This is a genomic window from Streptomyces sp. MMG1533, assembly GCF_001279775.1.
Classification (GTDB): Bacteria; Actinomycetota; Actinomycetes; order Streptomycetales; family Streptomycetaceae; genus Streptomyces.
In genome coordinates this window covers 34,422-58,666 of record NZ_LGDG01000241.1, presented here as the reverse complement: position 1 = coordinate 58,666, position 24,245 = coordinate 34,422, and the positions used below count along the sequence as shown (strand labels likewise).

Genomic DNA, 24,245 nt, shown 5'->3' with positions numbered 1-24,245 from the left:
ACCTGCCGCTGGGCAAACAGGTGGCCGGTGTGTTCCATCGCCACGAAGGCCGATCGTCTCATCCAGTGCATCGCCGTTGAGCCGGGCGGGTTACCCGCCCGGCTCAACGGCGAACGGCTACTCGACCGTCTTGAGCTCCACGGCATGTCTGCGGGCCAGTTCACGGTATGCGCCGGGGGTGATCCGCACCCATTGTTCGGCGGTGGTCCCCAGGATGGACATCTTGGTCTCTGCCGGGGTCCCGGCCACGAGAGTCTCCGGGGGGAAATCCGCCCCCGCCTGCACCAGCGAATGGGCAGCGACCAGGGAGCGCGCGCCGATGCGGGCGCCGTCGAGTACGGTACTGCCGTTCCCGATCAGTGCCTCCTCGCCTATGACCGCGCCGTGCACCACGCACAGGTGGCCGACAGTTGCCCCCGGCCCCACCTCCGTGGGCAGGTCGGGTGACCCGTGCAGTACCGAGCCGTCCTGGACGTTGGCTCCCTGGCGCACGGTGATACGCGAGTAATCGGCCCGGAGCACCGCGTTGTACCAGACCGATGCGCCCGCCTCCACGACGACATCGCCGATCAGGACGGCGGTGGGCGCGACGAACGCGTCCGGATGGACGACCGGTGACGACCCGCCGAGCGTGTAGAGAGGCATGGCTACGGCCGCCGGGCGACGAGGTCGCGCAGGACGGCGACGAACCGGCGGTGCTGTCCGCTCTCGGTCCGGTGGCCGCGGCTGCCGAGGCGGTCCGTTCGTGCGTCCGGCCGGAACGCACGTTCCCCGACCGCGGCGCCTGCCGTGGTCATCGACTCTCCGGCCATGCTTACACCCCTTCTCTGTCGGTTTCCCGAGTCATGATTCGCCCCCGTGACACACAACCCTGTGAACAGGCGGAACAACGTGCGCGTGGCTTCGCGATCAGCCCCGCCCCACCAGTTCCCGCAAAGGAACGGTGGGGTCCGCCAGACGCTCCGGGTCGGTCTCGGCCCGCCGGGCGATGAGCTTCTTGCCCGCCATGAACTCGGCAGCGGCGTTGACCGACTCGACGGCCACCACCCTCCGCCCGCTGAAGTGGAAGACCGCGAAGCCGCCGGCCGAGGGCGAGCCGCGCCGGACGGACCGGTCCGCCTGCGCGACGAGTCCGGCGATCTTTATCTTCGCGTCGAACTGGTCCGACCAGAACCAGGGGACCTCGGCGGGCGGCGCCGACAGGCACATGATGGCCGCCACCGCCTGCCGGGCCTGCTCCGTGGCGCTGGGAATGCTCTCCAGCCGGAAGGTTCCCTCGTAGAGGGGGAGCCGTCGGCGTGTGGCGTCGCCGACCGCGTACACCTGGGGATGGCTGGTCCGCGCGCGATCGTCGACCACGATCCCGCCCTCACACCGCAGACCGGCGGCGCGGGCGAGTTCGTCGCACGGCACGGCTCCGACGCCGACGAGCACGGCATCGCACGGGAAGGTGCGGCCGTCCGCCAGTACGACGGCGCCGACGGTACCGTCCCCCCGGTCCTCGAAGCGGGCGACGTTCACTCCGGTGTGGACGCCGACGCCCCGGCGCTCGTGGTACGCGAGGAGGAACTCGGCGAGCTGGGCACCGGCCACCCGGGACAGCAGCCGCTCCTCACGCTCCAGTACGTCGACCTCGGAGCTGAGGTGGCGCGCCGATGCCGCGACCTCCAGCCCCACATACCCACCGCCGACCACCACGAGTCGGCGCCCCGGACCGAGCCCGGCCCCCAGCGCGTCCGCGTCGCCCCGCGTCCGCAGCACATGGACGCCGCCCAGGGCCGCACCCGGGATCTCCAACTCCCTGGGCACGGCACCGGTGGCCAGTACGAGGGTGTCGTAGGCGATGCGCTCACCGCCGTCCAGCACGACCTCGTTGTCATCCGGGCGGATCGTCTCGACGACCACACCCAGGCGGGTGTCGATGTCCTGGTCCGTCCAGAACTCCTCGGGTTTGATGAGGAGTTCCGAGGCCGGCAGCGACGTCTTCAGGTATTCCTTGGACAACGGAGGTCGCTGATAAGGCGGTTCCTTCTCCTCACCGATGAGGACGACCTGTCCGGTGTACCCGCGCTGGCGCAACAGGGCGGCCATGTTCGCCCCGGCGTGACCGGCGCCCACCACGGCGACTCGGTGGGGGAGTTGGGTGTGCACGGCATGTTCGTTCACGTCACCAAGCCTCTGATCCGGGGTTCCTCGCGCTGGCCGTCGCGTGCGGCCGCGACGCCTCGCCATGCGGCTTTACGGTAGATGCGGGGACCCGTCCGCCGAATCACGCGCCGGAGGTGACCGTCTCCCTCGTTCGGGAGATACGGCTCAACCGAGCCGGGCTGAGGAACCGTGCTCGACGATCCACGCCGCGATCTGGCTGCGTGAGCGGAAGCCCAGTTTGGTCAGGATCTTCTCGACGTGTCCTTCGGCCGTGCGCTGGGCTATGACGAGACGCTCCGCGATCTCCCTGTTGGACATGCCGTCGGCCACGAGCTCGGCGACCTGCTGCTCTCTGCGGGTCAGGGCCCCGCTCGGCTGCTCCGGCCGCTGCGGTTGTTCCTCCTCCAGGGCGACGGCGAGCAGTTGTTCCCTGGGCATCTCGGCGCCTCGGTCGAACGCCGTGGTCCAGGCCCGGCTGCCGATGGCACGGCGGCCGCGCTCCTCGGCGTCCGTCCGCCGGACAAGCCAGTGTTCCGCTCCGAACAGCCGAGCGCCGAAGGACTCCCACAGCCGCGACGCGCCGCCGAGCAGCAGTGCGGCCTCCTTCGGGGCTCCCGTCTCGGTCTTGATCCAGGCGAGCAGGTCCAGGCACATGGCCAGGCCGAGAGTGTCCTGGAACACCCGCTTCGTGCGGATCGCCCGGCGCACGAGGGCGACGGCCCCGTCGAGGTCACCCCGGCGCTCGTGCACGAGCGCGAGCCCCGCCAGGGCGTAGGAATGGAGCCACTGCTCGCCGGCGCGCTCGCACAGGTCCCGGCAGTACAGCAGATGCTCGGCGGCGGCGTCCGTCTCTCCCCGGAGGGCCAGGGACAGACCCAGCTTGACGCGTGCGCAGACGGCGAAGTCGGGGTACGCGTGCGCCGATTCGTACAGGGCGAGCGCGCGCTCGAAGACTGCGCGTGCCTGTTCGGGGGTGCGCAAGGACGTCGTATACCCGAGGACCTGAGTCCCATAGGCCAGGACCTCGGCGGGGCCGGCGGTGGCCGACAGCGACAGGCACTCCTCGGCGTACGCGGCCGCGGCGGCGGTGTCGCCCTGGCTGGCCGCGACGAAGCCGAGTGTGGCCAGCGCCTTCGCGCGCCGCGGACCCGGCTGCGGCGCGGCCGCCAGCACCCGTTCGAGCCAGTGCCGTCCCTCTCGCAGGAACAGTGCCACCCACAGGAACCAGGGGTCGCCGACCAGACTCAGAGCGTCCTGTGTACGGTCCGGCCGGCTCAGCGCGTACTCGACGGCGGCGCGCAGATCGGCGCGCCCGAGCCGCAGAGCGACACACCACTGCTCCTGGGACGGCCCGAACCACTGTGCGCACGCGAGGTCCGACACCTCACGGACCCACACCAGATGGCGGTCCCTGAACAGGCCGTGGTCGCCGGTACGGCGAAGCTCGGCGTGGCCGTACTCGCGCAGGGGTTCCAGAAGCCGGAACCGGATCTCACCGTGCGTCTCGGTCCGTACGAGGACGGACTTGTCGACCAGTCCAGCCATCGCTTCGAACACCTCCTCGCGGGGGAGCCGGTCGTCGCCGCAGACGGCCTCCGCCCCCTGGAGGGGGAACCAGCCGGCGAAGACCGAGGCCCGGGCCCACAGCAGGCGCTCTCCGGGCGTGCACAGCTCGTGGCTCCAGTCGAGGGTCGCCTGCAGGGTGCGGTGGCGGCGCGGCAGGGTGCGCGCGCCGTGCCGCAGCAGTTGGAGACGCGGATCGAGCCGCCGGACGAGCTCCGGGACCGACAGGACGCGTACCTCGGCGGCGGCGAGCTCGATCGCCAGCGGGATGCCCTCCAGTTTCCGGCAGAGTTCCGCCACCGCCTCCTGGTTCTCGGGCGTGATCCGGAACCCCGGTGACAGGTCGGCGGCACGCTCGACGAAGAGGGCGACGGACGGGCAGCCGATGGCGGAACCCGATTCGAGTGGGGTGCCTTCGACAGGGACCGGCAGCGGTGGAACCGGCAGCAGGGTCTCGCCCGGGACCCCGAGCGACTGCCGACTGGTGGCGAGGATGCGCAGGCCCGGCGCGGCCGCGAGCAGTTGCCGGGCCAGGCGACCGACCCCGTCCAGCAGCTGTTCGCAGTTGTCGAGCACGATCAGCATGCGACGGTCGCGGACGTGCTCGACGAGCACCGATACCGGGTCGCGCCCCGGCTGCTCCGGGATGCCCAGCGCGTCCTCCACCGTCTGGGCCAGCAGAGCCGGCTCCCGGAGGTCCGCGAGTTCCGCCCAGCCGACGCCGCCGGGGAAGCTCCGCCGGAGCTCGTGGGCCACGTGCAGCGCGATCCGGGTCTTGCCCACGCCTCCGAAGCCGGTGAGGGTCACCAGGCGCGACTCGCCGAGCTTCCTCTTGATGTCCGCGGCCTCGGCCCTGCGGCCATGGAGACGGGTGAGGGCCGTGGGGAGCTCGCGCACCGGGAGGACCGTAGCGGGGTCCGGGGTGACGACGGAGCGATGCCCGTGGCCCATGCGCGTTCTCCTCGTCGAGCGTTCCAGCCAGGCCCGGACAGGACCGGCTGTCGGCATGCATGTGCATTCTGCCCACCACCCGGACGGTGACGTCCAGGTAGGAGAGCGGGAATTCTCCCCTCGGCGACCGGCAGCCGCCCGGAACACAGTGAGGGGGCCGTCACAACGATGTGGAGGATCTCATGAGCCCGAGAGCTGGCGAGCCGGCCCCGCGCGCTGCCGCTTCTGGTCCGGACACCCCCCGGGGGGTCGTCGGCCGGCGGGTCGGCCCGCGTCGGCCGGACGACGCGTCCTTCGTCGTCCAACAGGTCTTGGGGAGCATCGCCGAGCTGCGGGATGTGACCGACCCGCACCGACTCGCCGAACTCGCCACCCGTTCCCTGTGCTCCCTCGGGTTCGACCGCGCGATGGTGTCGCGGCTGGAGGGGTCGAGATGCGTGGTCGAGCGGTTCCACACCTCCCGCGAGCCGGACCGGACCCGCGCCGTCGGGCAGGTCGTCTCCGGCCGCGAGTGGCGTGTCGTGCCGCGGCCGGTCAGCGCGGAGGTCGTCCGCTGCGGTACGTCCTCCCTCGTCACCGATGTACAGGGCCGTCCCGGCGTGCCTCACTGGCTGGCCACCGCGACCGGCACGAGAGCGTTCGTCACGGCACCGGTCGTGTCCCAGGGTCGAGTCGTCGGCATGCTGCACGCGGACCGCCTGCCACCGGGGCCCGAGGTCGACGAACTCGACCGCGACATCCTGGCGCTCTTCGCCGTGCACTTCGCCTGCCTGTCGGAACTCGCGGAGACCAGAAATCGCCTGGAACGCCTGCAGCGCAGGGTGCACGGACTGTCCCGGACTCTCACGGACTCCGTCCAGGCCTGTCTGGCCCACGAGAGCGAACCGCCGGCCGAGTCACCGGAGGCGGGCCACCACGCCCCAGCCCCGCTCAGGATCGTCGACCCACCGACGGCGAAGACCCCCGGCGGCTCACTGACTCCCCGCGAGGTGGACGTGCTGCGGCTCCTCGCCGGCGGGGACACCAACGCGAAGATCGCGCGCCGCCTCGTGATCTCCGAGGGCACGGTGAAGTCGCACGTCAAGAACATCCTGCGCAAGCTCGGGGCCGCCAACCGCGCCGAGGCCGTGTCCCGGTGGTTCCAGGAGGCGGCTCCTCGCTGAGTCGCCCGGCCTGTCCCGTTCGGGCGAGGCAGATCTCCCTTCCGGAGGATGCCGCCGCTGATCCACGCCGCGAATACTGGGCGCACCGTCGACAGCCCGTACGACGCCCATGCGCCTTCCCCTGGCGCCTCTCCCGGCCCTCCGATGCTGCCGGCCCTCCGGTGCCGCCGGCCCTCCCCGTTGCCCCACTCCTTCCGAAGGAACCACCATGCAGATCACCGCGGCCGTCGTGCACGAGCCAGGCGGCGCCTTCCAGCTGGAGTCCGTGAGTCTTGAGGGACCCCGCCCCGGCGAGGTCCTGGTGAAGATCGCGGCGGTCGGTCTGTGCCACACCGATCTGGCGGCCCGGCAGGGACACCTGCCGTTCCCGTCGCCGGGTGTCTTCGGGCACGAGGGCGCCGGAACGGTGGTGGCCGTCGGCAAGGGAGTCACCCGGGTGTCGGAGGGTGACGCGGTGGTCCTCACGTTCAACAGCTGCGGCGGCTGCGGGCCCTGCGCGGCGAAGGCCCCCGCCTACTGCCAAGGTTTCCGCCCGCTGAACCTGGGGGGTCGCCGGGTGGGCGACGGCTCGTCGGCACTCTCCCTGGACGGCCGGCCGGTCGGGGCTCACTTCTTCGGGCAGTCCTCGTTCGCCACCCACGCCGTCGCCGACGAGCGGACCGTCGTCAAGGTGGGCTCCGGCATCGACCCCGTCGTCGCCGCTCCGCTCGGCTGCGGAGTGCAGACCGGTGCCGGCGCGGTGCTGAACTCGATGGACTGCCGTCCCGGGGCGTCGTTGCTCGTCCTGGGCGGCGGCTCCGTCGGGCTGTCCGCCGTGCTCGCCGCGGGTGTGCGCTCGCTGAGCACCGTGATCGTCGTCGACCCGCTCCCTCAGCGCCGCGACCTCGCCCTGCGGCTGGGGGCCACACACGCGCTCGACCCCGCCGACGGGCCCCTCGTCGAGCAGGTCCGGGGCGTCCTGGCCGAGGGTGTCGACTACGCCTTCGACACGACCGGCAACGTCGACGTCCTCGAAGCGGGACTCGCGTCGCTGGCGCAACGCGGCACGCTGGGCGTGGTGGGCGTGCCGTCCGACCCCAAGGCCGTGCTGCCGGTGAGCCTGCTGGGTCTGCAGCGCGTCGGTGCCACGGTCAGGGGGATCGTCGAGGGGGACAGCGACCCCGAGACCTTCATCCCGGAGCTCGTCGCGCTGCATGCCGAGGGCCGGCTGCCCTTCGACCGTCTGATCACCACCCGCCCGTTCGCCGAGGTCAACGAGGCCGTCAGCGCCCAGGCCCGGGGCGAGGGCGTGAAGTTCGTCCTCACGCTGCCCGTCTGACGCTCCCCCGGCAGGCGCGCCGGGCCCCCTTTCCCGCACCGACGAGAGGTGAACCCTTGACCAGGACACGCTACGACGAGCTGTATATCGGCGGGGCGTGGACCGCCCCGGCCGGCCGCGAGTCGATCCCGGTGCACTCCGCCGCGACGGAGGAGGAGGTCGGTTCGGTCCCCCTGGGGGTCGAGGCCGACATCGACGCCGCGGTCGAGGCCGCGCGGGCCGCATGGGACGACCCGGGCGGCTGGGCGCGCTGGAGCCCCCAGCGACGGGCCGAGGCCATGGAACGCTTCGCCGCCGAACTCGAAGCGCGCGGTGAGGAGACGGCACGCCGGGTCAGCATCCAGAACGGCATGCCGATCGCCCTCGCCCGCCGGATCGAGGCCACAGCCCCGGCACGGCTGCTGCGCTACTACGGCAACCTGGTCCGGGAGAGGGGCCTGGAGGAGCGCCGTCCCGGCGCCTTCAGCGGCGCCACCCTCGTCGTGCGCGAACCCGTGGGCGTCGTCGGCGCGGTCGTGCCCTGGAACGTGCCTCAGAGCATCAGCTTCATGAAGATCGCGCCGGCGCTCGCCGCGGGCTGCACCGTGGTGCTCAAACCCGCCCCGGAGACCGTGCTCGACGCCTTCCTCATGGCGGAGGCCGCGATCGCGGCCGGACTTCCGGCAGGCGTGCTCAACGTCGTGCCGGGCGGTGGCGAACTGGGTGCCCGCCTGGTCGCGCACCCAGGCGTCGACAAGGTGTCGTTCACCGGCTCGACAGCGGCCGGAAGAGTCATCGCCGAAACGTGCGGACGGCTGCTGCGACCCGTGACGCTCGAACTCGGCGGCAAGTCCGCCGCGGTGGTGCTCGACGACGCGGACCTCGCCGCGAACATCGAGAGGTTCTTCGCGGCGACACTGCTCAACAACGGGCAGATCTGCTATCTCGGCACCCGCGTCCTCGCGCCGCGCTCGCGCTACGGGGACGTCGTCGACACCGTGACCGCGCTCGCGGCCTCCCTCGTCGTCGGCGACCCGCTGGACGCGGGTACGCAACTCGGCCCGCTGGTGTCGGCGCGGCAACGGGACCGTGTGGAGTCGTACATAGCCAAGGGACTCGCGGAGGGCGACCGGCTGACCACCGGCGGCGGACGGCCCACGGACCGGGACCGGGGGTGGTTCGTGGAGCCGGCGGTGTTCGCCGACGTGGATCCGCGTCACACGATCGCGCAGGAGGAGATCTTCGGCCCTGTCCTCGCCGTCATCCCCTACGCCGACGAGGCCGAGGCGGTCGCGATCGCCAACGGCACGGACTACGGCCTGGGCGGCTCGGTGTGGTCGGCCGACCCGGAGCGGGCCACCGCGTTCGCCCGCAAGGTGCACAGCGGGAGCGTGGGCGTCAACCACTACGCCAACGACGTGGGCGCCCCGTTCGGCGGCGTCCGGCACAGCGGGATCGGCCGGGAGTTCGGTCCCGAGGGCCTCGCCGCGTACCAGCAGCCCAAGAGCATCTACCTCGACCCGTCAGCCGCGACCGCCCGGTGACGCCGTATCCCCCAAGGAGCCGTTGTGACCGTCACACACTCGAGTGACCTGCGTACCGTCCCCGACGACATCGCCCGGCGGATCGTGCTGCCCGAGGGGCACGGCGACGAGTCCGCGTTGTTCGAGGCCTACCGCTGGCTGCGCCGCAACCAGCCGCTCGGTCTGGCCCAGGTCGACGGATACGACCCTCTCCGTCTCGTCAGCACGTACGCCGACGTCATGGAGATCGAGCGCCAGCCCGCGCTCTTTCCCAGCGCGGGCGTGGAGAACAAGTACGAGCACAGCCCGATCCTGCGCAGCCAGGCGGAGGACGACTTCACCAAGGAGATCACCGGCGGCCGGGTGTGGCACCTCCCCGTCGTCGTCAACCTGGACCCGCCGGAACACACGCAGGTGCGCGGCGTGGCGGCGGACTGGTTCCGCCCGCTGCAGCTCAAGAAGTGGGAGGAGCCGATCCGGGAGCTGGCGCGGGAGGCGATCGGTAGGCGCCTGACGGGCGGAGTCAACGAACTCGACTTCGTCCAGGACTTCGCCCTGCGTTACCCCCTCCACGTGATCATGACGATCTTCGGCGTGCCGGAAGCCGACGAGCCGCTGATGCTGGCGCTCACCCAGGACTTCGCGGGCGCCCCCGACCCGGAGCTGAGGCGCTCGGACGTCGACGCGCTCTCCCCGCAGGCCACGGCGCGGCAGTTGTCCGCCACCCTCGACGACTTCCGCGCCTACTTCGCCGCGATGGTCGAGGACCGCCGTGCCCGTCCCAGGGACGATCTGGCGACGGTCATCGCGCAGGCGCGGCGCGAGGACGGCGAGTACTACCCCGACGCCTACACCATCGGCTGGTTCCTGGCCATCTCGACCGCCGGGCACGACACCACCAGCAGCACGATGTCCACGATCATGGAGCAGCTCGCGCTCCATCCGGACGTGCTGGCCGCCGTGAAGGCCGACCCGTCACTGATCCCCGGCCTCGTCAACGAGGGCCTGCGCTGGTGCTCCCCCGTGAAGCACTTCGTACGCCAGGCGGCCCAGGACACCACGGTCGGCGGGCGGACCGTCGGGAAGGGCGAGCGCCTGATGCTTCTGTACCAGTCCGCCAACCGCGACGTCGACGCCTTCGACGATCCCGACACCTTCCGGATCGAGCGGCGGCCGAACCGGCACATCGCCTTCGGCTACGGCCCGCACCAGTGCCTCGGCATGCACCTGGCCAGGCAGGAGCTGCGGATCATGCTGGAGGAACTGCTCCCCCGCCTGGAGTCGGTGCAGGTCGTCGGCGAGCGTCGCATCGTGCGGACCAACTTCCTGGGAGGGCTCAGGAACCTCCCCGTACGCCTCACCCTCAATTGACCGGCAGTCCCGCCGGACAAGCCGGACGAGAAGGAGTCACCCTGATGCCCAAGGTCACCTACACGCTGCCGGACGGGACGGAGCGCACAGTCGAGGCATCCGACGGCGAGAGCGTCATGGAGAGCTCGGTGCGCAACAACCTCCCGGGCATCCTGGCGGAGTGCGGCGGGAACTGCTCCTGCGCGACCTGTCACGTCTACGTCGATCCCGCATGGCGTCACCTCTTCGACGAACCCACGGACGAGGAAGCCGAGTTGCTCGAGTTCGCCGAGGGAGCCCGGGAGGAGTCACGCCTTGCCTGCCAACTCGTCGTGCGGGACGCCTGCGACGGCGTCCGCGTGACGGTCGTGTCCGGCTGACCCCTTCCCGCCGCATCGCCCCCGGGCCCGCTGCCTCCCCTCAGCGGCCCGGGGGCGATGCACCCGTGCAGGGCGACCCGCGCCGCACCAAGCGCTCCGCCGGACGGCCGGGGCGTCGGCCGCCGGTCCGTCGTGGCCGCTCGCCCCCACTCTGGGCTTCGCTCAAGCAGGGCCCCGTCGCGGCGGGGCTGCCATACCCCCGCGCCCTTCGAGGCGCTGCCGAACCGCACCGGACTTCAGCGGAGCGGTGCGTGCGGTCGGTCCCCTCCAGGCCCAGTCGTCGGGCGAGCGGCGGTCCAGGACTGCCGCGGCCCTCACCGCACATCCCGGCAGAGGGCGTTCCGCGGCGTGGAACAGCTCCTGCCGCCCCGGCCCGGCGCGGCCTATACCGGATCTGCACGGCGTCTGCCAGGGCCGTCGCGCGCGGGCCACGTCCTAAGGAGTTCCATGTCAGTGTCCACCCCTCCCCCCGAAGCCGTGCGCGCTGCGGACGCGCTCGCCGCGGCCGAGCGCTCCGGGATCCCCTGTCCGCCCGTGCGGAAACTGTTCGCCGGAGACGACGTCGCCGCGGCCTACGCCGCCCAGCGGATCCACACCGAACGCGCCCTCGTCGCCGGCCGCCGCGTGGTGGGACGGAAGATCGGTCTGACCTCTCCCGCCGTCCAGGCACAACTGGGCGTCGCCCAGCCGGACTTCGGTGTGCTCTTCGCGGACATGGCCGTCCCCGACCACGGCGAGGTGCGGGCCGCGCGGCTGCTTCAGCCGAAGGTGGAGGCCGAGGTCGCCCTTGTTCTGGGCAGCGACCTGCCGTACCGGGACTGCACGGTCGCAGACGTGCTGCGTTCGGTGGACTTCGCGCTTCCGGCCCTGGAGATCGTCGACAGCCGCATCACGGACTGGGACATCTCCATCACCGACACCGTGGCCGACAACGCTTCCAGCGGCCTGTTCGTCCTGGGCGGCCCACGCCGGGGACTGCAGGACCTGGACCTGCGCGCGGTGCGGATGAGCATGAGCCGTAACGGCACCGAGGTCTCGACCGGCACGGGCACCGACTGTCTGGGCGGTCCGCTCAACGCCGCGGTCTGGCTCGCGTCGACCCTGGCCGCCGTGGGCGACCCGCTGCGTGCCGGGGACATCGTCCTGACCGGCGCGCTCGGCCCGATGGCGACCGCCGCGCCCGGCGACGCCTTCCACGCGGGCATCACCGGCCTGGGCACGGTCCAGGTCCGCTTCGCACCGGCCCCCGTCCTCGAAGGAGTGCCCGCGTGACCAGCACCGACCGCACCAAGGTCGCCGTCATCGGCTCCGGCAACATCGGCACCGACCTCATGATCAAGGTGCTGCGGCTGTCGGCCACCCTGGAGATGGCGGCCCTGGCCGGGATCGACCCGGACTCCGACGGTCTGGCCCGCGCCCGCCGCCTCAAGGTGGCCACCACCCACGAAGGAATCGACGGCCTCGTGAAGCTCGATGAGTTCGCCGACGTCCGGATCGTCTTCGACGCCACCTCGGCCGGCGCCCACAAGCGCCACGACCAGGTGCTGCGCCCGCTGGGCCGCACCGTCGTCGACCTCACCCCGGCCGCTCTCGGCCCCTACGTCGTCCCGCCGGTCAACGGCGACCACCACCTCGCGGCCGAGAACGTCAACATGGTCACCTGCGGCGGCCAGGCCACCATCCCGATCGTCGCGGCGGTACGGGCGGTCACACCCGTGCACTACGGCGAGATCATCGCCTCCATCGCCTCGCGCTCCGCCGGCCCCGGAACGCGCGCCAACATCGACGAGTTCACCGAGACCACCGCGGCCGCCATAGAGCGGGTGGGCGGGGCCACCCGCGGCAAGGCGATCATCGTCCTCAACCCCGCCGAGCCTCCGCTGATCATGCGCGACACCGTGCACTGCCTGGTCTCCGACTGCGCCACCGAGGCCGTCACCGCGTCCGTCGAGGAGATGGTCCACCGCGTCCAGGCGTACGTGCCCGGCTACCGCCTCAAGCAGAAGCTCCAGTACGAGAAGGTGGCCGCCGACGACCCCCTGCGCACCCTCGCCCCCGCCCGCGGGGAACTGCTGAAAGTCTCCGCCTTCCTCGAAGTCGAAGGCGCCGCCCACTACCTTCCGGCCTACGCCGGCAACCTCGACATCATGACCTCGGCCGCGCTGCGCACCGCGGAACGCATGGCCGCCCTGACCCCCATCGGCGAGGAGGCAGCCAAGTGACCTCTCTGTACGTCCAAGACGTGACCCTGCGGGACGGCATGCACGCCGTCCGCCACCGTTACACCGTCGACCAGGCCCGAGCCATCGCCACCGCCCTCGACACCGCCGGCGTGACCGCGATCGAGATCGCCCACGGCGACGGCCTGTCCGGCTCCAGCATCAACTACGGCGTCGGCGCGCACACCGACTGGGAGTGGATCGAGGCGGTCGTCGGGGCCGTACACCACGCGATCCCCACGACTCTGCTGCTGCCCGGTATCGGCACGATCCACGACCTCAGGCACGCCCACTCCCTGGGCATCCGTTCGGTGCGTGTCGCCACCCACTGCACCGAGGCCGACATCTCGGCCCAGCACATCGCGGCCGCCCGCGAGCTGGGCATGGACGTCGCCGGGTTCCTGATGATGTCCCACTTGGCGGAACCGGCCGAACTGGCCCGTCAGGCCAAGCTGATGGAGTCCTACGGCGCCCACTGCGTCTACGTCACCGACTCCGGCGGCCGGCTCACCATGGACGGGGTCCGCGACCGTTTCCGCGCCTACCGCGAAGTCCTCGACCCGTCGACGGAGTTGGGCATCCACGCCCATCACAACCTCGCCCTGGGCGTGGCCAACACGGTCGTCGCCGTGGAGAACGGCGTCACCCGCGTCGACGCCTCCCTGGCCGGGCAGGGCGCGGGCGCCGGCAACTGCCCGCTGGAGGCGTTCGTCGCGGTCGCCGACCTGATGGGCTGGGAGCACGGCTGCGACCTGTTCCCGCTCATGGACGCCGCCGACGACCTCGTACGACCGCTGCAGGACCGCGAGGTGCGGGTGGACCGCGAGACCCTCAGCCTCGGCTACGCGGGCGTCTACTCCAGCTTCCTGCGCCACTCCGAGGCCGCGGCCGAACGCCACGGCCTGGACACCCGCAGCATCCTCGTCGAGGTCGGACGCCGCAAGATGGTCGGCGGCCAGGAGGACATGATCACGGATGTGGCGCTGGACCTCACGGCGGCGCGCGTCCGCGCCTCATGAACCCGGCGTGGTGGCGGCCGTCCCTCCTCGGGGCGGCCGCCACCCCATGCTGGAGCACCGCGTCGCGGGTGGCCCTCCTGGGGCCGCCGGGCACACCCGTTCGGGACGTCTTCGATCTTCAACGTCAGGTTCGCGGTGCCGCCCTCCGCGTCGGTCACCGTGTTCTGCAGCACCACCTACGGAGTGATGACCCGCCAGACGATGCCCGGCTTGGAGAACTCGACTCCGGCCGACGGGGTCTTGCCCGATACCGGTCGCTCACCAGCGGCGAGGGCCGCCAGGCCCTGCGGCCCGGCTGCCACAGGGCGCTCCCGCAGCCTGTCAGCTCATCTCCCTGACTTCGTACGACGGCGTCCACGTCGCGGTTGCGTCCGGCTGAGCCATGTCGCCGCCCTCGGCGTCTGCGGCGGTACGCCCCGGCCGGAGACGGTGAAGGGGACCGCGCACGTCGCGCAGGCTGCGGCCGGACCCTCCGCCGCGCCGGGCGATGATCTCCGCCGCGACGGAGACCGCCGTCTCCTCGGAGGTGGCCGCGCCGATGTCGAGCCCTATCGGGGAGTGCAGCCGGGCGAGCTCCGCCTCGTCCAGTCCGGCAGCGCGCAGCCCGTCGAGGCGCTGGGCGTGGGTGCGGCGGGAGCCCATCGCGCCGACGTAGCCAACGGGGAGGCGGAGGGCGAGTTCGAGCAGCGGCAGGTCGAACCTGGCGTCGTGGGTGAGCACGCAGACGGCGGTGCGTCCGTCGAGCGCCCCGTCGTCCGCGAGGCCGCGCAGGTGGCGGTGCGGCCAGTCGACGACGACTTCGTCGGCGTCCGGGAAGCGCTCGTGGGTGGTGAAGACCGGGCGGGCGTCGCAGACGGTGACGTGGTGGCCGAGGAAGGTGCCGACCCGCGCGACCGCCGCCGCGAAGTCGATCGCGCCGTAGACGAGCATGCGCGGCGGCGCGGCGTGGACGGCGATGTGGACGCCGATCCCGTCGGCGGCGGGGGCGCAGCTGCCCGCCGGGTCGTAGCTGCGGGTGCCGCCGGTGCCGAGCGCCAGCAGGGTCCGGGCGTCCCGGGCGACGGCCGCGTCCAGCGCCGGGGGGCCGATTTCGCCCAGGTGCCCGCGGTCGCCGACCGCGATCGCCGCGCCGAGCAGCTCGGGTGGCCCGTCCGTGACGGTGGCCAGGGCGGCCGGCCGGCCGCGCGCGAGCTCTTCGAGGTGCTCGTGGAGGACGGCGCGCGCGGCGCCGGTGACCGGCCGGACGAGCACGTCGATGGTGCCGCCGCAGGTGAGACCGACGGCGAAGGCGTCGTCGTCGCTGTAGCCGAAGACGGCGCGCCGCGCCCGCCGCGTGTCCAGCACCTCGCGGGCCAGCTCGTAGACCGCTCCCTCCACGCAGCCGCCGGAGATACTTCCCACGACCGTGCCGGAGGCGTCGACGGCGACGCACGCACCAGGCCCGCGGGGCGCGCTGCCCCGCACCGCAACGACGGTGGCGAGCGCGAAGGGCCGTCGCTCGGCACACCACGCCCGCAGCTGTTCGGTGATGTCGTCCATGGGGATTCCCTGCGCTTTCCTTCGCGGCGGCCGCGGCCGGCCTTCCGGTTCAGTCGATGCCGCCCTGGCAGACGTACTTGGTCTCCAGCCAGTCGTCGAGGCCCTGGCGGCCGCCCTCCCGGCCCAGACCGGACTGCTTCATCCCACCGAACGGCACGACCGGGGACGAGAACGCGCCCGTGTTCACGGCGACGATCCCCGTCTGAAGAGCCTCCGAGACCCGCCATACGCGGCCGGTGTCGCGGGTGAAGAAGTACGCCGCCAGGCCGTACGGCGTCTCGTTGGCGCTCGCCACCGCCCCGGCCTCCGCACTGAACCGCGTCACCGCCGCGACCGGACCGAAGGTCTCCTCGCAGCAGATCTCCGCGTCCGGCGGGCAGTCGGCCAGCACGGTCGGCTGGACGTAGGTGCCGCCCAGCGGGTGGCGGCCTCCTCCGACGACGAGAGTGGCCCCGCGCCTGAGCGCGTCCGCGATGTGGCGCTCGGCCTTCTCGACGGCCGCGGTGTCGATCAGGGGCCCGATGTCCGTCCCCGCGTCGAGGCCGTTGCCCACGGCCAGAGCCCCGGCCCGCTCCGCGAGCGCGGCGACGAAGGTGTCGTGGACGGCGTCGGCGACCAGGAAGCGGTTGGCGGCGATGCACGCCTGCCCCGCGTTGCGGAACTTCGCGGTGATGGCGGCGGAGACCGCCAGGTCCAGGTCGGCGTCCTCGAAGACGATGAAGGGCGCGTTGCCCCCGAGTTCGAGGGAGACACTCTTCACGCTGCCCGCGGCCTGCCGTGCCAGGAGCGATCCCACGGCCGTGGAGCCGGTGAAACTGACCTTGCGAACTTCGGGCCTGGTGGTCAGCTCGTGACCGATGACCGGCGCGTCCTCGGCGTCCCCCACCACCACGTTGAACACCCCGGCCGGTATCCCCGCCCGTTCGCCCAGCGCGCAGACCGCGAGCGCGCACAGCGGTGTCTGCTCGGCGGGTTTGAGCACGACCGGACATCCCGCGGCGAGTGCCGGCGCCACCTTGCGCGTGATCATCGAGACGGGGAAGTTCCACGGCGTGATGCACGCGCCGACCCCGACGGGCTCCCTGACCACCGTCATCCGGGTGCCGGGCAGCCCGGGCGGGATCACCTCGCCATACGCACGGCGCCCCTCCTCGGCGAACCAATCGAGGAAGGACGCGGCGTAGGTCACCTCCTCCGCCGCCTCCCGCAGGGGTTTGCCCTGCTCGCGGACGAGGAGCCGGGCCAGGTCCTCCCGGCTCTCCGTCATGAGCGCGGCCCAGGCACGCAGCAGCCGGGAACGCTCGCCGCCGGAGAGCGCCCGCCAGGCCGGGGCCGCGGCCTCGGCCGCCCGGATCGCGCGGACCGTCTCCCCGGCACCCATGCGGGGGACCTCGGCGATGACCTTCCCGGTCGCCGGGTCGGTCACAGGGAAGGTGCGCCCGTCGTCGGCGGGTGTCCAGCGGCCGCCGATATAGCCGAGTGCCGGTGACAGGAGGCCGGCACTGTCCGATGCGGTCATCGCCGTCCTCCCCTCGAAGGGCTGCCCTTGCCGCGCCGTCCGAGGAGCCACCCCGCCACCATCCCGGACAGGGCGGCGCACGCCGGGACGAGCGCCCGTCGTAGCACTGGCAGCAGGATCGTGCGGCCCACGTCGAGGGCGGCGGCCTCGTCCTGGGTGTCCGGCGCGGCGGGCCGCGCCGTGCTCCCGGCACCGCCCCCGGCTTCGCGGGCGACCAGGGCCTCCAGTCGCTGCGTGAACTCCTGGATGAGGCCGGCGCTGACCTCCGCCAGCAGGCTCCGTCCGAACTGGGCGGCCCGGCCACTGATGGCCATGTCGGTGGACAGGTGCACCGTGGTCCCGTCGCCGGACGGTTCGAGGGCCGCGCTGACGGTCAGGTTCGCCGCCCCGCTCCCTCGTTCCTCCCGGCCCCGCGCCTTGATGACCGCGCGGTGTGCCACGTGGTCGAGTTCCACGAAGCGGGCCGTGCCCCGGTAGCGTGCGGTGACCGGGCCGATCCTGGCCGACAGGCTGCCCCGGAACTCGCCGTCGACCACTTCGTCCAGGGTCGCTCCGGGCAAGCAGGGCGCGATGCGCTCCAGGTCCTGGAGCAGTTTCCAGGCCTCGTCCACGGACAGGTCGACATCGAAGGTGTTGTCGAGGATCACGCCGCCTCCCGGGCCGTCTCGTGCGGCCAGTACCCGGGGCGGGTCAGGGTCCGGCTGCTCATCTCGGCGACGATCGCGCCGTCCGCCTCGGAGGCGGCCCTGACCCTGGTCCAGTCGGGGTCCTCCTGGAAGGCCGCCCAGCGCTGCCGGCGCGTCCCGTCGTCGGGAAAGCGCAGCAGGTAGACGATGCGGTCCGCGTGCTCGCGCTCGGTCCAGAAGCCGACGACCTCCAGGCCGTGTTTCTCGAAGAGGGGAAGAGTGCTCTCGGCGAAACGCCGGTGCAGCGCCTCACTCCGGCCCGGGGCGGCGACGTAGCCGCGCAACTCGTAGATCATGCTCGGTCCTGGCACGTACTCGGTCCTTTCTGGTCAGCCGGCGAACGGCCGGGCCCGCCGCGCGGCCTCGGCGACCGCGCGGACGAGGAGGGTGCCTGCGACGTCCCTGCGGTAGGCCGCAGTGGCGTGCAGATCGTCACTGGGTCTGATGGCGTCCCGGGCGGCGTCCCCGGCCTCCCGCACCCGCGCGGAGTCGACGGCGGCGCCGGTCAGGATCTCCTCCGCCGCGCGGCACCGGTGCGGGGTCTGGTCGACCCCGCTGAGGCACACCCGCGCCTCGGCGATCCGCGGGCCGTCGAGGGTGATCTGCACGGCCGCGCCGACGAGCGCGAAGTCGCCGCGGCGACGGCCCACTTCGAGGAAGGCCGCACCCGTGCCGGGCGCCGCCGTGGGAAACCGGACCTCCGTCAGGAGTTCGTCGGGGCGCAGCGCGGTGGTGAGGTGGGTGCGGAAGAACTCGACGGCCGGGATGGTCCGCTCCCCCTTGGTGCTCGCGGCGACGAACACGGCGTCCAGCGCCATGGCCACGGACGGCAGTTCGGCGGCGGGATCGGCGTGCGCGAGGCTGCCGCCGACGGTGCCGCGGTTGCGTACCGGCGGGTGGGCGATCTGCGGAAGGGCGGCGGCGAGCAGCGGGGTGTGCGCCGCCACCGCGGCGGACGCCTCGGCTTCCGCGTGCCGGACCGTCGCGCCCACGGACAGTTCGCGAGCGGAGCGCCGGATCGTCGCCAGTTGGGCGACGCGGCCGATGTCGACGACATGAGCGGGGCGGGACAGGCGGAAGTTCAGCAGTGGCAGCAGGCTCTGCCCGCCGGCGAGAACCTTGACGTCCTGGGCGAGGTCGTGCAGCAGCGTCAGAGTCTCGGGGAGGGTCTGCGGGCGGTGCAGCTGGAAGTCGACCGGCTTCACGTCTGTTCTCCCAGCAGGGCGGCGGCCGAGCCACCGAGGATCCGGTCCCGCTCGGCCGGGTCCAGGTCCGCCGTCTCCACGATCGTCCGCGGCGCCAGGTCACCGATGGGGAACGGGTAGTCGGAGCCGAGCAGCACCCGGCCGGGTCCGGCCTTGGCCACCAGGAACTCCAGCGTGGCCAGGTCGAAGAGCACGCTGTCGAAGTAGAGCCGGGCGAAGGAGGCCAGCGGATCGGCGGTGGTGTCCGGGTTGGTGAGATGGCTGCGCACCAGACGGCCGAGGACATAAGGCAGTGCCGCTCCGCCGTGGGCGACCAGGATCCTGGCGCCGGGGTAGCGGTCGGGGATGCCGGCGTACAGCAGCCGGGCCAGGGCCACGGTGGTGTCTTCCAGCCTGGCCAGGCCGTTGACCAGACCGAAGTCGTGGTAGCGCGGGCTGGCCGCGCCGAAGCCCGGGTGCAGGAAGACGACCGCACGACTCTCGTCGGCGGCTTCCCAGAACGGGGTGAAGGCCGGGTCGTCGAGCTCCAGCTCCCCCGCGCGGGTGGCGATCATGATGCCGGGCAGGCCCGCGGCGCGCTGTGCCTTCAGGGCCACGGCGGCGCGCTGGGGGTCCTGCAGCGCGACGGTGCCGAGCGGGATCAGCCGGTCGTCGGCCTTGGTGTACTCCACGATGCCCGTGGTGAGTACCTCGGCCCAGTCCGCACCCTCGTCGGGGGGCAGTTGGTAGCCGAACGCGTCCAGCCAGCCGCCGACGACCTGCCGGTCGATCCGCTGGGCGTCGAGCCATGCGGTGCGCCGGGCCGGGTCGGTGAGGCCCGGGGCGACGGGACGGGTGGGAGGGCCGCCGTTGAAGGAGAGCACCTGGCCGCCCCCGTGCGTCGCCGTCTCGACGTGCGGAAAGCGCAGGCGGCCGGCGGCGAGGTCGGCGAGGAGGCCGGGCGGTACCACGTGGGCGTGGAAGTCGACGGCCTCCCCCGGGGCCGGGGTGCGATTGCTCATCGGGATTCTCCTCGCTGTTTGAGCGTTGCCCACACATCGCTGGGCTTGATCGGCAGAGAGTGGACCGGGGGCGCGCCCGCGCCGGTCAGGGCGTCGTTGACGGCGCTCGCGACGGCCGCCGGTGCCCCCATGTAGCCGCCCTCGCCCGCGCCCTTCTGCCCGAGGGTGGTGTACGGCGAGGGTGTGCAGTGCTCGGTGTCCACGATGACCGGCACCTCGTGCGTGCTCGGCAGCAGATAGTCCATGAACGACTGAGTCAGCGGCTGCCCCTCGGGGCTGTAGGCGAACTGCTCGTACAGCGCCACGCCGATCCCGTGCGCGGTCCCCCCGTACACCATCCCGCGCACCACCTCGGGATTGATGACGGTGCCGCAGTCGTGCGCCACGTAGTAGCGGTCGAGTTCGACGGTCCCGGTGTCCGGGTCGAGCACCGCGAGCACCAGGTGGGTCTCGAAGGAGTAGCAGGGGTAGAGCTGGACGGTGTCGTCGGGCCGGGTCAGCTCGCCGGAGCGAGGCGTGTGGGCGACGTGGACGACCTCGAGACCCGGTTGCACACCCGGCGGCATCAGGTGCTGCTTGCGGTGCGCGATGGCGGCGAGCTCGGCCCAGCGCACCCGCCGCTCCGGTTCGGACGCCACCGTGAAGTCGCCGCCGTCGTAGACCAGTTCGCCCTCGGCCGCGTCCAGGTGGTGGGCGGCGATCCGCCGCAGCTTGGCCTTCAGCTCGGTGGCCGCCCCGTGGACCGCCTCGCCGAGGACGATCGTCATCCGGCTGCCCACCGGGCTCTGGGACGGCATCCCGGACAGCGAGTCCGCTCTGAGAACGGTGATCGTCGCCGGGTCCCGTCCGATCTCCTCGCCGACCAGGGTGGCGACCAGGGTGTCGTGGCTCTGGCCCGCCGAGGAGAGGGCGATCACCGCCGTGACCTCGCCGTCGCCGTCCACCCTGAGCCGGCAGGCCTCCGGGAAGGTGCTCTTGTCGTTCTTGCGGTTCATGACGTTCTCGAACACGGCGTTGCCGCCGCCCGGTTCCAGGCAGGTGGCCACGCCGACGCCCGCCGGCAGCCCCTGTGCGCGCAGCTCGTCCCGGCGGCGCAGCAGCGCGGGCAGATCGGCGAGCGCGATGGCCTTGTCGAGCACCGCCGGGTAGTCCCCGGAGTCGTACTCGGTGCCGCTGGGGATCCGGTACGGGAACTGCCCGGGCTGGATGAAGTTGCGCCGCCGTATCTCCAGCCGGTCCATGCCCAGTGCGCGGGCCGCCTCGTCCACCGCCGACTCGATGGCGTAGTTGGTCGGCGACTGGCCGAACCCGCGCACCGCCACCTGACCCGTCTTGTTCGTGGTCACCGCCGTCGCCGTGTACGCGACGCACGGGATGCGGTACGGCCCCACGATGGCGCCGATGGGCTTGGCCAACTGAAGGGGCGAGCGCCCCGGGTAGGCGCCCTCGTCGTCGACGACGGCCATGCGCAGGCCCGTGAACTCCCCCTCGCCGGTGACGGCCAGCTCGATGTCGAAGATGCGGTCCGGGCCGTGGAAGTCCCCGCCGTGCATGTTCTCGGCGCGGTCCTCGATGAACTTGACCGGGGCGCGCAGCAGCCGGGACAGGTGACCGGTGAGCACCGCGTGCTTGATGCCGCGTTTGACTCCGTAGCTGCCGCCGACGTCGACGTCGAAGTGGACCCTGACCTGGTTGGTGGGGATGCGCAGCGCGTGCGCGAGCTGGTCCGGGAACTGCGGCATCTGGATCGACGCCCACACGTCGAGCAGGTCGCGGTCGGCGTCCCAGCGGGCGACCACGCCGAAGGTCTCCAGCGGCACCGTGGAGTTCCGGTTCCACCGCACCCGGGTGCGCACGGTGTGTTCCGCCACGGTGAACGCCCCGTCGACGTCGCCCCACACGAACTCGCGGTGCGCCATGACGTTCGTGCCCTGATCCGCGTGGACGACCGGGGATCCGGGCAGCGCGGCGTGCTCGGGGTCCAGCACGACGGGCAGTGGCTCGTAGTCCACCGCCACCAGATCGGCCCCGTCCTCCGCCACCGCGCGGGAGGAGGCGACGACGGCGGCCACCCACTCTCCGGCGTAGCGGACCACTTCGGTGGCCAGCGGGCGCCATTCGACGCCGGGCAGGTCGAGGTACTGGCGCAGCGGATCGGTGGCCTTGGCCAGTTCCGCGCCGGTCAGCACGCAGACGACGCCGTCCAGTTCCAGGGCCCGTGCGGTGTCGATCCCGGTGATGCGGGCGTGCGCGTAGGGGCTCGTGACCAGGCCCACGTGCAGCGTCCCGGGCGGGGTGATGTCGGCCACGTAGCGGCCGTGCCCCTGGACGAACCGCTGGTCCTCCCGGATCCGGCCCGGCTTGGACACCCACCTGAACTCCCGGGTGCCGTGGTCAGTGGTTGATCCGGTCACGGGTGTCCACCTCCGCCTGCTCGTCCTGAAGGCGGAGCCGCCGGGCCGCGCGCTCGATGGCTTCCCGGATCTGCACATAGCCGGTGCAGCGGCAGATGTTTCCGCTCAGCGCCTCGTCGATGTCGGCGAGCGCCGGCCGCCGGTTGCGCTCCAGCAATGCCTGCCCGGCCAGCACCATGCCGGGTGTGCAGTACCCGCACTGCAGGGCGTGTGCCGCGCAGAACTCCTCCTGTACGACGCTGAGACGGCCATCGGGCGACCCCGCGCCCTCGATCGTCGTCACCGTGTGGCCGTCGGCCTGCGCGGCGAGCACGATGCAGGAGCGCACCGGTTCACCGTCCAGCAGCACCGTGCAGGCGCCGCACACGCCGTGCTCGCAGCCGAGGTGCGTGCCGGTGAGCTCCAGTACGTCGCGGAGGAAGTCCGCGAGGCTCATGCGGCCCGCGGCCGTGGCCCGGCGGGACTCGCCGTTGACCCGTATCTCGATCTCGTGTGTGCTTCCCGTCACCGCTCGTCTCCTTGGCGTTGTGCGACGAAGTCCGCGACGAAGCGGGTGAACTCGTCCGGGTTCTCGATGGCGGACAGATGGCCCGCCTCGGGGATCACCCCGAACCGGGCGTCCGGGATCCGTGCGGCGATCAGTTCGGACCACTCCCGTGGGGTCTTGGCGTCGTGTTCGCCCCACAGCACCAGCGTCGGCACCCTGATGTCGCCGAGGACGTCGCCGAGGCGGGCGCCGAAGCAGGTCTCCGCGGAGGCCGCCAGCGCCTCCGGGTCGGTGCCGGACATCGCGTCCCGGACCGCCCCGGCCTCGGCGGGCGGGGAAGTGGTGGTGAACGTCTCGGCGACGTACCAGTCGGCCAGCGCGGCCGTGCCGTCCTGGCGTGCGCGGCGGGTGAAGGCGTCCGTCTTGGCCCGCGCCACGCCGGGGTCGAGTTCCGCGAAGCTGTCCGCGACGACCAGGCCTCGGGTCCGCTCGGGGCGCAGACCTGCGAAGGCGAGCGCCTGTACACCGCCCATGGACAGCCCGGCGATCACGGCCCGGTCCACGTGGGCGTGGGCGAGGACGCGGTCCAGATCGGCCGCCCACTCGCCGAGGGACAGAGGAGCGGCCCAGCCGGAGCGGCCGTGGCCCCGGCTGTCCGGCGCGATCACCCGGTGCCCGGTCCTGAGGGCCTCGATCTGACGTCGCCAGATGCGGTGGTCCGTACCGAGGCTGTGCAGCAGCACGACCGTGGGCCCCGAACGCGGGCCCGTGTCGAGATAGCCGAGGTCGCAGGGGCCTTTGGTCACCCGGCGCCACTCGCGGCCGGCGTCGCCGTGGTTCATCGCGGCCCTCCCGGCCGATGTCGCAGGTCGCCGCTCACGTGCCGGAGAACTCCGGTGCGCGCTTGTCCGTGAACGCCTTGACGCCCTCGCGGAAGTCGGCCGTGCCGAACATCAGCTGGTAGCCGCGGCGCTCCATGCGCAGGCCCGCCTCCAGCGGACCGTCGAGGCCGTGGCGGAGGACCTCCTTGACCTGACGGACCGCCAGGGGCGCCTTGCCCGCGATCAGTTCGGCGAGTTCCAGCGCCCGCGGGAGGGCGTCGTCGGCCACCACCTCCGAGACCAGGCCCATCCGCAGGGCCTGGTCAGCAGTGACGGGCAGCCCCGTCATCAGCATGTACGAGGCGTTCGGCCGGCCGATCACCCGAGGCAGCCGCTGGGTGCCGCCGGCGCCGGGGATGAGTCCCAGGTTGACCTCCGGCTGGCCGAACTTGGCGCGCTCGGAGGCGATGACGAAGTCGCACTGGAGCGCGAACTCGCAGCCTCCGCCCAGGGCATAGCCGTTGACGGCGGCGATCACCGGCTTCGGGAAGTCGGCGATGGCAGCGGTCGTGTAGGCCTTGATGGCCCCGACGACATCGCGCTCGGCCTGCTCCTGGATGTCCGCTCCGGCCGCGAACACCCTCTCGCTGCCGGTCAGGACGACGACCCGGACGTCCTCGTCGGCGGCGAGCGCCGTGAAGTGCTCGTGCAGCAGCTGCCGTACTTCGGTGTTGAGCGCGTTGCGTACCTCCGGTCGGTTGAATCGCACGATCGCGACGGCGGGACTGTGCCGTTCCAGCAGGACGACGGGCATGGTTGACCTCTTTCTCCGGTCGGACGGGGGCGCCGGCTTCTCCGGCCGGCGGGGGGATGCGTCGCTCCCGCCGGCCGGCGGGGACACCGGTCCCACCGGCCGGCGGGTTCGTGGGCTTCTTCGGGCAGGCGGTGCCGGCCGGGATG

General features: G+C 72.3%; 23 protein-coding genes. 8 read left to right on the top strand and 15 right to left on the bottom strand.

What is annotated here, in order from left to right; genetic code table 11:
* Positions 1-117 precede the first annotated feature (117 nt).
* The 4 genes from ADK57_RS32385 to ADK57_RS32375 form a co-directional block, all read right to left on the bottom strand.
* Positions 118-645 (bottom strand): gamma carbonic anhydrase family protein, encoded by a 528-nt coding sequence (locus ADK57_RS32385; protein WP_053753201.1) that lies wholly within the window; start codon positions 643-645, stop codon positions 118-120.
* A gap of 2 nt (positions 646-647) precedes the next feature.
* Entirely contained in the window at positions 648-812 is a 165-nt protein-coding gene (locus tag ADK57_RS50165) for a hypothetical protein (RefSeq protein ID WP_159050185.1), read from the bottom strand.
* A gap of 97 nt (positions 813-909) precedes the next feature.
* Complete coding sequence (locus tag ADK57_RS32380; protein WP_053753200.1) at positions 910-2,166, bottom strand: NAD(P)/FAD-dependent oxidoreductase; 1,257 nt, start codon at positions 2,164-2,166, stop codon at positions 910-912.
* A 147-nt stretch (positions 2,167-2,313) separates the two neighbouring features.
* The gene (locus tag ADK57_RS32375) at positions 2,314-4,662 is read right to left on the bottom strand and encodes an ATP-binding protein (protein WP_078973462.1); all 2,349 of its coding nucleotides are present in this window, start codon (positions 4,660-4,662) and stop codon (positions 2,314-2,316) included.
* A gap of 182 nt (positions 4,663-4,844) precedes the next feature.
* Here ADK57_RS32375 and ADK57_RS51555 point away from each other — a divergent pair, with 182 nt between their 5' ends.
* The 8 genes from ADK57_RS51555 to dmpG all read left to right on the top strand — a co-directional run bounded on the left by ADK57_RS51555 (position 4,845) and on the right by dmpG (position 13,613).
* Positions 4,845-5,825: a LuxR C-terminal-related transcriptional regulator gene (locus ADK57_RS51555; RefSeq protein ID WP_078973461.1), complete on the top strand. Its 981-nt coding sequence runs from the start codon at positions 4,845-4,847 to the stop codon at positions 5,823-5,825.
* Between the two features lie 208 nt (positions 5,826-6,033).
* Positions 6,034-7,143 (top strand): NAD(P)-dependent alcohol dehydrogenase, encoded by a 1,110-nt coding sequence (locus tag ADK57_RS32365; protein WP_053753198.1) that lies wholly within the window; start codon positions 6,034-6,036, stop codon positions 7,141-7,143.
* A 56-nt stretch (positions 7,144-7,199) separates the two neighbouring features.
* Positions 7,200-8,666, top strand: a complete 1,467-nt coding sequence (locus ADK57_RS32360) for an aldehyde dehydrogenase (protein ID WP_053753197.1) — start codon at positions 7,200-7,202, stop codon at positions 8,664-8,666.
* Between the two features lie 24 nt (positions 8,667-8,690).
* A complete protein-coding gene (locus tag ADK57_RS32355) occupies positions 8,691-10,016 on the top strand; it encodes a cytochrome P450 (protein WP_053753196.1) in 1,326 nt (441 codons plus the stop codon).
* Between the two features lie 44 nt (positions 10,017-10,060).
* Positions 10,061-10,375: a 2Fe-2S iron-sulfur cluster-binding protein gene (locus ADK57_RS32350; protein ID WP_053753195.1), complete on the top strand. Its 315-nt coding sequence runs from the start codon at positions 10,061-10,063 to the stop codon at positions 10,373-10,375.
* Positions 10,376-10,822: 447 nt separating this feature from the next.
* Positions 10,823-11,647, top strand: coding sequence for a 2-keto-4-pentenoate hydratase (gene mhpD, locus ADK57_RS32345; protein WP_053753194.1), 825 nt, complete (start codon positions 10,823-10,825; stop codon positions 11,645-11,647).
* Positions 11,644-12,597 carry an acetaldehyde dehydrogenase (acetylating) gene (locus ADK57_RS32340; RefSeq protein WP_078973460.1) on the top strand — a complete coding sequence of 318 codons (954 nt, stop codon included), beginning with the start codon at positions 11,644-11,646 and terminating at the stop codon, positions 12,595-12,597. Before mhpD ends, ADK57_RS32340 begins: the two co-directional genes overlap by 4 nt.
* The gene (dmpG, locus tag ADK57_RS32335; RefSeq protein WP_053753193.1) at positions 12,594-13,613 is read left to right on the top strand and encodes a 4-hydroxy-2-oxovalerate aldolase; all 1,020 of its coding nucleotides are present in this window, start codon (positions 12,594-12,596) and stop codon (positions 13,611-13,613) included. The genes ADK57_RS32340 and dmpG overlap by 4 nt, the downstream gene beginning before the upstream one ends.
* A gap of 176 nt (positions 13,614-13,789) precedes the next feature.
* Here dmpG and ADK57_RS52065 read toward each other — a convergent pair whose 3' ends face one another.
* From ADK57_RS52065 to ADK57_RS32285, 11 genes are read right to left on the bottom strand one after another with little or no spacing between them, the layout of a single operon-like run.
* Positions 13,790-13,915, bottom strand: coding sequence for a hypothetical protein (locus ADK57_RS52065; RefSeq protein ID WP_267890790.1), 126 nt, complete (start codon positions 13,913-13,915; stop codon positions 13,790-13,792).
* Between the two features lie 19 nt (positions 13,916-13,934).
* On the bottom strand, positions 13,935-15,152 hold the full coding sequence (locus tag ADK57_RS32330) for an XdhC family protein (protein ID WP_063786043.1): 1,218 nt from the start codon (positions 15,150-15,152) through the stop codon (positions 13,935-13,937).
* 49 nt (positions 15,153-15,201) lie between these two features.
* Positions 15,202-16,671, bottom strand: a complete 1,470-nt coding sequence (locus ADK57_RS32325) for an NAD-dependent succinate-semialdehyde dehydrogenase (protein ID WP_053753192.1) — start codon at positions 16,669-16,671, stop codon at positions 15,202-15,204.
* Entirely contained in the window at positions 16,668-17,318 is a 651-nt protein-coding gene (locus tag ADK57_RS32320; RefSeq protein WP_053753191.1) for an SRPBCC family protein, read from the bottom strand. The genes ADK57_RS32325 and ADK57_RS32320 overlap by 4 nt, the downstream gene beginning before the upstream one ends.
* Entirely contained in the window at positions 17,315-17,668 is a 354-nt protein-coding gene (locus ADK57_RS32315) for an NIPSNAP family protein (RefSeq protein WP_199830729.1), read from the bottom strand. Before ADK57_RS32315 ends, ADK57_RS32320 begins: the two co-directional genes overlap by 4 nt.
* Positions 17,669-17,686: 18 nt before the next feature.
* A complete protein-coding gene (locus ADK57_RS32310) occupies positions 17,687-18,562 on the bottom strand; it encodes an FAD binding domain-containing protein (protein ID WP_053753189.1) in 876 nt (291 codons plus the stop codon).
* Entirely contained in the window at positions 18,559-19,563 is a 1,005-nt protein-coding gene (locus tag ADK57_RS32305) for an amidohydrolase family protein (RefSeq protein ID WP_053753188.1), read from the bottom strand. Before ADK57_RS32305 ends, ADK57_RS32310 begins: the two co-directional genes overlap by 4 nt.
* Positions 19,560-21,977 carry a xanthine dehydrogenase family protein molybdopterin-binding subunit gene (locus tag ADK57_RS32300; protein WP_053753187.1) on the bottom strand — a complete coding sequence of 806 codons (2,418 nt, stop codon included), beginning with the start codon at positions 21,975-21,977 and terminating at the stop codon, positions 19,560-19,562. Before ADK57_RS32300 ends, ADK57_RS32305 begins: the two co-directional genes overlap by 4 nt.
* Positions 21,958-22,485, bottom strand: coding sequence for a (2Fe-2S)-binding protein (locus ADK57_RS32295; protein ID WP_078973466.1), 528 nt, complete (start codon positions 22,483-22,485; stop codon positions 21,958-21,960). The genes ADK57_RS32300 and ADK57_RS32295 overlap by 20 nt, the downstream gene beginning before the upstream one ends.
* The gene (locus ADK57_RS32290; RefSeq protein WP_053753186.1) at positions 22,482-23,306 is read right to left on the bottom strand and encodes an alpha/beta fold hydrolase; all 825 of its coding nucleotides are present in this window, start codon (positions 23,304-23,306) and stop codon (positions 22,482-22,484) included. The genes ADK57_RS32295 and ADK57_RS32290 overlap by 4 nt, the downstream gene beginning before the upstream one ends.
* A gap of 34 nt (positions 23,307-23,340) precedes the next feature.
* Positions 23,341-24,099 (bottom strand): enoyl-CoA hydratase-related protein, encoded by a 759-nt coding sequence (locus ADK57_RS32285; protein ID WP_053753185.1) that lies wholly within the window; start codon positions 24,097-24,099, stop codon positions 23,341-23,343.
* Positions 24,100-24,245: the final 146 nt, after the last annotated feature.